Origin of the sequence: Actinophytocola sp. (assembly GCF_050699915.1) — a bacterium.
Classification (GTDB): domain Bacteria; phylum Actinomycetota; class Actinomycetes; order Mycobacteriales; family Pseudonocardiaceae; genus Actinophytocola.
Genome location: NZ_JBOHGA010000240.1, coordinates 1 through 8546, shown reverse-complemented (window position 1 = coordinate 8546; position 8546 = coordinate 1). Strand labels below are relative to the sequence as shown.

Below are 8546 nucleotides of genomic sequence, written 5' to 3'. Positions count from 1 at the left end.
CACCGCGGCCGCGGAGCGCGGCCTGCCGGAGCGGGTCACGGTCCCGGCCATCGGCGTCGACGCGCGGATCGTGCCGGTCGGCCTGACCGGGGACGGCGCGATGCAGACGCCGGACTTCGGGCTCGCCGCCTGGTACCGGCCCGGCCCGCGGCCGGGCGACAGCGGCCCGGCCGTGCTGCTCGCACACGTGGACTCGCGGGCCCACGGGCCGGACGTGTTCGCCCGGCTGCACGAGCTGAAGCCGGGCGACCAGGTCACCGTGCACTACCACGACGCGGCGACGACCTTCGCCGTCACGGCCACCGAGCAGACCGCCAAGACCGCGCTGCCCAGGGAGAAGATCTGGCGCGCCACGAAGAAGCCCGTACTGCGCCTGATCACCTGCGGCGGGCCTTACCACCGCGGCGCGGGCGGCTACCTCGACAACGTCATCGTCTACGCCGACCGGCTCGTCTGAGGGGGAGAACCAACATGACCACACCCACCCGCACCACCGTCCTCGTCCGCGCGACCGACCCGATCCTGCAGAACGGCCTGCACGCGGCCCTGCGCACCAGACCGGAGGTCTGGCTGGCCGGCGAGGAGGCCGACGCAGTGAACACCGCCACGACCACCGTCGCGCTCGTCGCCGCGGACCGCTTCGACGACCAGACCACGAACCTGCTGAAAGGCTTGCGGGGCCGCGGGTTCACCCGCATCGCGCTCGTCTGCGGCGAGCTGGCGGACACCGAGATGCTGGCCGCGGTGGAGGCCGGCGTCTGCGCGGTCGCCCGCCGCGCCGACAGCACGCCCGACACGTTGGTGCGCCTGGTGACCGCGGCCGCGGCAGGTGAGGGCGCGCTGCCGCCGGACCTGCTCGGCCGGCTGCTGACCCGGGTGTCGCGGCTGCAGCGCCACGTGCTCGAGCCGCGCGGGCTGGGGCTCGCGGGCATCACCAACCGGGAGGGCGAGGTGCTGCGCATGGTCGCGTCCGGCCTGTCCACCAAGGAGATCGCGGACCGGCTGTGCTACTCGCAGCGCACGGTCAAGAGCATCCTGCACGACGTCACCAACCGGTTCCAGCTGCGCAACCGGTCCCACGCCGTCGCCTACGCGCTGCGGGAGGGCCTGATCTAACCCACGTTCTCCAGCACTACCGCGAGTCCCTGACCGACGCCGATGCAGATGGCGGCCACGCCCCAGCGGTGGCCGCCCTCGCGCAGGACCTTGGTCAGCGTGCCCAGGATGCGGCCGCCGGACGCGCCGAGCGGGTGGCCGATGGCGATGGCCCCGCCGCGGACGTTGACGATGTCCGGGTCGACCTTCCAGGCGTCCAGGCAGGCCAGCGACTGCACGGCGAAGGCCTCGTTCAGCTCGACGGCGCCGACGTCCGCCCAGCCGATGCCGGCCCGCTCGAGCGCCCGGTTGGCCGCCTCGACCGGGGCGTAGCCGAAGCGCTGCGGCTCCAGCGCGGCGGCACCGCGGCCGGCGATCCGGGCCACCGGCGAGCGGCCGAGCACCGCCGCCGCCCCGCCCGAGCCGAGCAGCACGGCCGACGCGCCGTCGTTGAGCGGCGAGGCGTTGCCGGCGGTGATCGTGCCGTCCGGCCGGAACGACGGCTTCAGCTTCGCGAGCTTGTCCGTGCCGGTGTCCGGCCGGATGCCCTCGTCGCGGGTCAGCTCGGCGACCGGCACCGTGAGGTCGTCGTAGAAGCCGGCCTCCCACGCCTCGTGCGCGAGCCGGTGCGACCGCGCGGCGAACTCGTCCTGGCGCTCGCGGGAGATGCCGAACTCCTGCTGCAGCTGCTCGTTCGACTCGCCGAGCGAGACCGTCCACTCCTTCGGCATCGCCGGGTTCACCAGCCGCCAGCCGAGCGTCGTCGACACGGCCGTGACGTCGCGCGCGGGGAAGGCGCGGTCGGGCTTGGGCAGCACCCACGGCGCGCGGGTCATCGACTCGACGCCGCCCGCGACGACGACGTTCGCGTCGCCGCACTCGATCGCCCGGGAGGCCGACATCGCGGCGTCGAGGCTCGAGCCGCAGAGCCGGTTCACCGTGCTCCCAGGCACCGTCACCGGGTAGCCGGCGAGCAGCGCCGCCATCCGCCCCACGTTGCGGTTGTCCTCGCCGGCGCCGTTGGCGAGGCCGAACACCACCTCGTCCACGACCGCGGTGTCCAGTGCCGGGGAGCGCTCGGCGAGCGCGCGCAGCACGGTGGCGCCGAGGTCGTCCGGGCGCACCTTGGCCAGCGCGCCGTCGAACCTGCCGAACGTGGTGCGGACCGCGTCGTAGACGAATGCCTGGGTCATCGCCCCAGTGTCCCGGACGCGGGCCAGATGCGGTGCAACACCCACTCCAGCTGGTAGGGCGGGGCGACCGCCAGCTCCAGCCAGGCCGTCGCGGTTCGCACCGGGACGATCCGGCACTGGGCGTCGAGCGAGATGAGGTCCTTGCCCGTTGGCGTGCGTGGCGCGGACGCCACGATCTCCCGGATGATGATCGTCACCGACGCGCGCCGCCAGGGCCGGAAGCCGCCGACCGAGCTGGCGAAGTCGAGCCCGCCGGACCACAGGCCCGCGAGGCCGTGCCGCCAGGCGGTCTTCAGGCCGTCCTGCGTGCCGTCGACGACGCGCAGCGACACCTCGGCTGCCCCCATGGCCAGATACTTGACCGCCCGTCGGCTCACGATCACCTTCGCCGCGCCACCGCCCAGCGCGCGACCGAGGCCGGCGCCACCGATGCTGCCCGGGTCCACCATCCGAGTCTCCTGCAGGTCGGGAACGGTTCGGCCAACCTACACGTGGCAGGATCGCGCGCATGGTCGACAGGGCGGCGTTCAGCGCGTGGATCGCGGCGTATGAGCGGTCCTGGCGCACCGCGGGCACGGCGCAGCTGCGCGAGCTGTTCACCGAGGACGCCCACTACCGGCACGGGCCGTACCAGCCGGTGCTCGTCGGTCTCGCGGACATCGAGCGGTCCTGGGAGGCCGAGCGCGACGGGCCGGACGAGGTGTTCACGATGGCGGCCGAGATCGTAGCGGTCGAGGACGACACGGGCGTGGCGAAGCTGCTCGTGCGCTACGGGGACCCGGTGGAGCAGGAGTACCAGGACCTGTGGCTGGTGCGCTTCGCCCCGGACGGGCGGTGCTCGTCGTTCGAGGAGTGGCCGTTCTGGCCGGACCAGTCGTGGACCGCTGACAGCTAGCGGAGCCTGACGGACATGCAGGTCACGGTCCCCTCGAGCTTCTCGAACTCGCCGACGTCGACGACGACCGGCTCGAGTCCCCGGGCCGCGAGCAGCTCCGCGGTCGCCGGCGCCGAGGCCGCCACCAGCACTCGGTTTCCGCCCAGCAGCACCACGTGCGAGCCCGACTCCTCGGGCACGGCGAGGAAGTTCGGGAAGACGGACGGGTCGTCGACCAGTGGCGGGTAGCCGATGACGGTGCCGTCCGGGAGCGCGCTCACCGCGGACTTGAGGTGCAGCACCTTGGTCACCGGGACCCGGACGACCGTGGCGTCGAGGAAGCCGGTCAGCTGGTCCGCGCCCGCCTCGTTGGTGCGCGCGGACAGTCCTACGTAGACGGTCGAGCCCACCTTCAGCACGTCGCCGCCGTCGAGGATGCCCGGCGCCTCGATCCGCTCGACCCGGTAGCCGGCGGCACGCACGGCCTGCTCGACGCCGGCCACCTCCGGCCGCCGCTGCTCCGCGCCGGACCGCCCGAGCACGGCCACGCCCCCGTAGACCACGACGGGATCCTCGACGAACACCCCGTCCGGGCACTCCTCGGCGGGGTCGACCTCGACGGGCTGCCAGCCGTTCGCGACCAGCGTGTCCACGTAGCTTCGCCACTGTTCGCGGGCTACGTCGAGATCCACGGCCTGCCGTTCGATGTGGGAGACCAGCCCCTCGGCGAGCAGCGCGCTGGGACGGCGAACCAGTGCGCGCACCGGATGGTTCGAGTTCACGTGTGAACGCTACGCGGCCGGGTACCCGGATGGGGACCGGAACTCGACCAGAGGAGGTTCTCATGGCCAGGCCGGCACGTCGCGGACGCGGCGCACTGGGCGCGGTCCTCGACACCGTGGTGAACGTGTTGACCCTGCCCTTCCGCGTGCTCGGAAAACTGTTCGGCGGCCGCCGCCGGACGCACACGGCACGCTGACCCCTAGCGACCGGCCCCTCGCCGTGACCACACCCGGCGGGGGGCCGCGCCATGTCCACCACTAGTCCTTTGTGGACTCCTCGGTGTCGCGCAGCCTCTCGATCAGCGCGGTGGCGGCGTTCACCCGCTCGCTTTCCGAACCGAACCGGTTGGCCCACTCGCGTCGAACGATCTCCAGCTGTTCGACGGCCAGCTCGGGCCGGCCGACGTCTCGGGCGACCAGCCCGATCCGGTACCGGATCGACACCGTGTGGGGATGATGTTCGCCGAGCACCCGGATGCTGTCCGGGAGCAGCTCGGTGAACAGCTCGAACGCCCGCGTGGGCTTGCCGCTCCCCCGCGTCCAGACCGCGATCTGGAACCGCGTGCTCAGCACGTTCGGATGGTCTCGGCCCTGCAGCCGGACCCGGTCGGCCAGCAGGCCGTTGAACAGGTTCAGTGCGCGCGACCTCTTGCCGTGCCGGCCGGTCCACATCGCATGCACGTGCCGCGCTCGCAACGTCTCGTGGTGATCCGAGCCGTGCACCCTGATGTGGTCGTCGACGAGCTCGGCGAGCCTCGGCACGGCCTCGTCGCGCACCCGCGCCTTGCCGAGCTGGATCGCCGCCTGCAACCGCACCGCCAGCGTGTCCGGGTGGTCGGGCCCGAGCCGGGCGCGGCAGTCGGCCAGCAGGTCGGCGAACATCCGTCTGGCGACCTCGGGAGCGCTGATCTCCTGGGTGAACCGGGCGAGCGCACCGCGAAGGCGCAAGGTCTCCGGGTCGTCCGGCGACAGGTCGGCCAGGACTTCGGTCAGCAGGTCGACCGCCCGCCGCGGATCCCCGCCCGAGCCGATCGCCTCGGCGAGCTCGGCGTGCGCGCCGGGCACCCCGGCCGCGGCAGCCTTGTCGAACGCCGCCGTGGACGCCTCGAAGCGCGCCACGGCGCGGGCCGCGAGGCCGACCTCGAGTGCCCGTTCGGGATCGCACCACTCGACCAGGGCGAGCCACACGGGCAGCGGGACCGGCTCGGACACCAGGTCGATCAGGTAGTCGAAGGCGAGCACGCGATCCTCGCCGGCGGGTAGCAGCAGGCTGCTCGCACCGCGCGCGGGCGTCGTCGCCCACCGCGCCGCGTCGTCCAACGGCTCCGCCCGCAGCGTCGTGCCGCCCCGTGTCTCCAGGTAGTTCGGGGCCAACTCGGCGAGCAGCGTGAGCGGCACCGGGTCGCCGAGGCCGGCTCGCCGGCAGTCGACCGCGGCCGCGACCAGCGCGGCACCGTGCGGATGGCCGCCCGGCCGCCAGGCGTTGTGCCAGTCGCGCGCCAGCTCCGGGCCGTCCGCCAGCAACTCGGCCAGCCCGAACGCGTCGGTCATCCGCAAAGCCGACCGGACCCGTCGATCCGTGGACCTGCCCGCCCGGTCCAGCTCGGCGGCACTCCAGCGCCGCGCCAGCGGGATCTCCACGGCGGACCGCAGCACCTCGCGCGCGGTCCGCCAGCCGTCCCGCTCGTCGCCGTCGAGGCCGGCCTCGTGCCGCGCGCCGAACCGGTCGAGCTCGGCCACGCGGATCGTGCCGAGCACCACGGCACCCGCGTCGAGCATCCGGTGCAGCAGCGGGACGGTCAGCCCGTGCACGCCGAGGTAGCGCTCGACGTCGTCCAGCCACACCACGCAGCGACCCAGCTCGGCGACGGCGTCGACAGCGGTGCGCACCGACTCCCGCGACGCCGGCGCGACCAGGCGGTGGTCGGGCAGCACCCGTCGCATCGCCTCGTAGGCCATGCGCGTCTTGCCGGCGGTCGACTCGCCGCTGAGCAACACGAACCCGCCGCCGCGCAGCGCCTCCGCCAACCGGTCGTCGACGTCCCGGGTCACGTACGCGGGCACCTGGCCCGCGCCGTCCCGCGCGGCCGGGTGCACGCCGAGCAGGACCGGATCGTCCAGCTCACGGACCGGGCGTGGCCCGCCGCCGAGGACCTTGTCCGGCAGCTCGTCGCGCAGCTTTGTGCCGCGGTCGACCAGCGCTCGGCCGCGCGCGCCGAGCACGCCGACCACCGCCGTCACCACCCCGGTGACCGCTCCCGCGAGCTGATCGCCGAGCAGGTAGCCGGCCAGCAGCCCGACAACGGCCCCCAGGACGGTGGCGCCGGTGAACAGCAGCCATCCCTTGGTGCGACGTGACACCATCCCCCGACACTAGCGACACGCCGTGGGGTGGGTGCGGTTGCAGGGGTACCGCGCCCACCCCACGGACACTCAGGCGAACCTGGCTCGCTTGCCGACGTCGGAGTCGATCGCCGCGTTCACGATCAGGCTGCGCTCCTGTGAGGTGATCACGCCCGCGGTCACCAGCTCGTCCGTGACGCGGTTGACGTGGCGCACGAACCTGTTGTGGCTGCCGTACTCCGCGTCCTCCGCGATCAGGTCGTTGATCGTGCAGCCGTTGCCGGTGTCCACGTTCGCCACGCCGCTGTCGTGGATGCCGATGATCACCGTCGCCCGGGTGTCCGAGCTCGGGCAGGCGTCGTTCGCGGACTCGACGATCGTGAACGAGCCGGACAGCTCGGCGGAGACGTTGCCGGCGTTGTCGGTCGCCCGGTAGGCCACCGTGTGCGTGCCCGGCGTGTCGACGACGACCGGCTCGGTGTAGGCCGTCCAGCCCCCGTCGTCGAGCTTGTACTCCACCGACGCGACCCCGGAGTCCACGTCCAGCGCCTCGATCGTCAGCGTCGCGCTGTCCAGGTAGTTCCAGTTGGCGTCCTGGCTGCCCGACACAACGGTCGACACCGACGGCGGCGTCGTGTCCTCGTCCGGCGCTTCGACCACGCTGAACGACACCGAGCCCTCCTCGGACACGTTGCCGGCGACGTCCGTCGCGCGGAACGCGACCGTGTGCTCGCCCGGCGCGTCGATCTGGAGCGGCTCGGTGTACGGCACGAACGCCGCACCGTCCACTGAGTACTCGATCGACGCGACCCCGGAGCCCTCGTCCGCCGCCGTGATCGTGACGACCGCGGAGCCGAGGTAGTTCCCGTCCGGGTCCTGCTCGCCGGTCACCTGACCCGACACGGTCGGCACGGTCGTGTCCTGCTCCACCACCGTGAAGCCGGCCATGCCCTCCGGCGAGACGTTGCCCGCGTTGTCGGTGGCCCGGTAGTGCAGCATGTGCTCGCCCGGCGTGTTGACGACCACCGGCGCGGTGTACGGCGCGAACGCCCCACCGTCCAATGAGTACTCGACGGAGGCCACGCCCGAACCCGCGTCCGTCGCGGACAGGGTCACCGTGGCGCTGTCGACGTAGTTGCCGTCGGCGTCCTGCTCGCCGGACACCTCGGCCGTCACGGTCGGCGGCGTCGTGTCCTCGCCGCCGTCGTCCTCGACGACCCGGAACGGCACCGAGCCGGTCAGCGACACGTTGCCCGCCGCGTCGGTCGCGCGGTACTGCACGGCGTGGTCGCCGAGGTCGGAAACGGTCACCGGCCCGGTGTAGGGCTGGAAGCCGGTGTCGTCGACCTCGTACTCCACCGAGGCCACCCCGGAGCCCTCGTCCGTGGCGGCCACCGTGACCGTCGCGCTGCCGACGAAGTTGCCCTCCGCGTCCTGCTCACCGGTGACCTCCGCGCTCACCGTCGGTGGCGTGGTGTCCTCACCGCCGTCGTCGGTGACCACGGTGAAGTCGGTCATGCCCTCCGGCGAGGTGTTGCCGGCGACGTCGGTGGCCCGGTAGTGCAGCATGTGGTCGCCCACGGTGTTCACCACGACGGGCGCGGCGTACGTGGTCCAGGCGCCGCCGTCCAGCGAGTACTCCACACTGTCCACACCGGACGAGTCGTCCGTCGCGGAGAGGGTGGCCGTTGCGCTGCCGACGTAGTTGCCCTCCGCGTCCTGCTCGCCGGTGAGCTCGGCGGTCACGGTCGGCGGAGTGGTGTCCTCGCCGCCACCGGTGACGGTGAACTCGCCGACCATCTGGGCGTGGCCGGGGATCGAGCAGAAGTACCGGTACTTGCCAGGGGTGAGCGTCACAGCCGCCTCGTGCCGTCCGTTGTTGGCGTCGAACGGACTCGCGACGATGTTGAGCTGCACGTCGTGGTTGTAGCCGGGAGTAGACGTGTCGAAGGTCAGCGTGTGGGTCATGCCGGTCGTGTTGCCGGTGGCCGTGCTGTTCTCGAACACGACGGTGTTCGCGCCCGCCGGGGCCGTGCTCGGGGCCGAGGCGTAGGCGGTGATGCTGTCGTTGGCGGTCCAGGTCAGGGTCGCGGCGGCCGCGGGGTCGGCGGCCGTCTTGGCGGTGTCGGCGGCGGCGGGCAACGCCACCAGCCCCACCGCGGTGAGCACCGCGACAAGCGCGGCGAAGGAAGCTCTGAGCATGGGGAAGCCTTCCAGGACGAGCAGAGCCGGCCGGCGTGGTTGCGCCCACGCCGGCCG

The 8546-nt window shown here is 72.9% G+C and carries 9 protein-coding genes; 4 read left to right on the top strand and 5 right to left on the bottom strand.

From position 1 onward, the window contains the following. Together ACRDSK_RS28585 and ACRDSK_RS28580 are read left to right on the top strand one after the other, a co-directional pair. A partial coding sequence (locus ACRDSK_RS28585; protein WP_431444455.1) for a class F sortase occupies positions 1-457 on the top strand: 457 nt, incomplete at its 5' end. A 14-nt stretch (positions 458-471) separates the two neighbouring features. Then, positions 472-1116, top strand: coding sequence for a response regulator transcription factor (locus tag ACRDSK_RS28580; protein ID WP_431444454.1), 645 nt, complete (start codon positions 472-474; stop codon positions 1114-1116). On the opposite strand, the gene ACRDSK_RS28575 is transcribed toward ACRDSK_RS28580, so the two are convergent. Together ACRDSK_RS28575 and ACRDSK_RS28570 are read right to left on the bottom strand one after the other, a co-directional pair. Continuing rightward, positions 1113-2288, bottom strand: a complete 1176-nt coding sequence (locus tag ACRDSK_RS28575; RefSeq protein WP_431444453.1) for a thiolase family protein — start codon at positions 2286-2288, stop codon at positions 1113-1115. The genes ACRDSK_RS28580 and ACRDSK_RS28575 overlap by 4 nt on opposite strands. Then, positions 2285-2737 (bottom strand): hypothetical protein, encoded by a 453-nt coding sequence (locus ACRDSK_RS28570; RefSeq protein WP_431444451.1) that lies wholly within the window; start codon positions 2735-2737, stop codon positions 2285-2287. Before ACRDSK_RS28570 ends, ACRDSK_RS28575 begins: the two co-directional genes overlap by 4 nt. Positions 2738-2796: 59 nt before the next feature. Between ACRDSK_RS28570 and ACRDSK_RS28565 the strand changes: the two genes are divergently transcribed. Next, the gene (locus tag ACRDSK_RS28565) at positions 2797-3183 is read left to right on the top strand and encodes a nuclear transport factor 2 family protein (RefSeq protein ID WP_431444450.1); all 387 of its coding nucleotides are present in this window, start codon (positions 2797-2799) and stop codon (positions 3181-3183) included. Here the strand turns inward: ACRDSK_RS28565 and ddaH are convergent. After that, positions 3180-3944: a dimethylargininase gene (ddaH, locus tag ACRDSK_RS28560; RefSeq protein ID WP_431444449.1), complete on the bottom strand. Its 765-nt coding sequence runs from the start codon at positions 3942-3944 to the stop codon at positions 3180-3182. The two genes, ACRDSK_RS28565 and ddaH, sit on opposite strands and share 4 nt — an antisense overlap. A 62-nt stretch (positions 3945-4006) precedes the next feature. On the opposite strand from ddaH, the gene ACRDSK_RS28555 reads away from it, so the two are divergent. Next, positions 4007-4141 (top strand): hypothetical protein, encoded by a 135-nt coding sequence (locus tag ACRDSK_RS28555; RefSeq protein ID WP_431444448.1) that lies wholly within the window; start codon positions 4007-4009, stop codon positions 4139-4141. A 61-nt stretch (positions 4142-4202) separates the two neighbouring features. Here the strand turns inward: ACRDSK_RS28555 and ACRDSK_RS28550 are convergent, their stop codons facing one another. After that, on the bottom strand, positions 4203-6308 hold the full coding sequence (locus ACRDSK_RS28550; protein WP_431444447.1) for a tetratricopeptide repeat protein: 2106 nt from the start codon (positions 6306-6308) through the stop codon (positions 4203-4205). A gap of 69 nt (positions 6309-6377) precedes the next feature. Further along, positions 6378-8489, bottom strand: coding sequence for an OmpL47-type beta-barrel domain-containing protein (locus tag ACRDSK_RS28545; RefSeq protein WP_431444456.1), 2112 nt, complete (start codon positions 8487-8489; stop codon positions 6378-6380). Between the last annotated feature and the right edge of the window lie 57 nt (positions 8490-8546).

What these genes read in the sequence shown, in the direction of transcription:
- ACRDSK_RS28550 (WP_431444447.1), bottom strand. Translation starts at nt 6,308, where the DNA reads ATGGTGTCACGTCGCACCAAGGGATGGCTGCTGTTCACCGGCGCCACC.
- ACRDSK_RS28580 (WP_431444454.1), top strand. Translation starts at nt 472, where the DNA reads ATGACCACACCCACCCGCACCACCGTCCTCGTCCGCGCGACCGACCCG.
- ACRDSK_RS28565 (WP_431444450.1), top strand. Translation starts at nt 2,797, where the DNA reads ATGGTCGACAGGGCGGCGTTCAGCGCGTGGATCGCGGCGTATGAGCGG.
- ACRDSK_RS28570 (WP_431444451.1), bottom strand. Translation starts at nt 2,737, where the DNA reads ATGGTGGACCCGGGCAGCATCGGTGGCGCCGGCCTCGGTCGCGCGCTG.
- ACRDSK_RS28545 (WP_431444456.1), bottom strand. Translation starts at nt 8,489, where the DNA reads ATGCTCAGAGCTTCCTTCGCCGCGCTTGTCGCGGTGCTCACCGCGGTG.
- ACRDSK_RS28575 (WP_431444453.1), bottom strand. Translation starts at nt 2,288, where the DNA reads ATGACCCAGGCATTCGTCTACGACGCGGTCCGCACCACGTTCGGCAGG.
- ACRDSK_RS28555 (WP_431444448.1), top strand. Translation starts at nt 4,007, where the DNA reads ATGGCCAGGCCGGCACGTCGCGGACGCGGCGCACTGGGCGCGGTCCTC.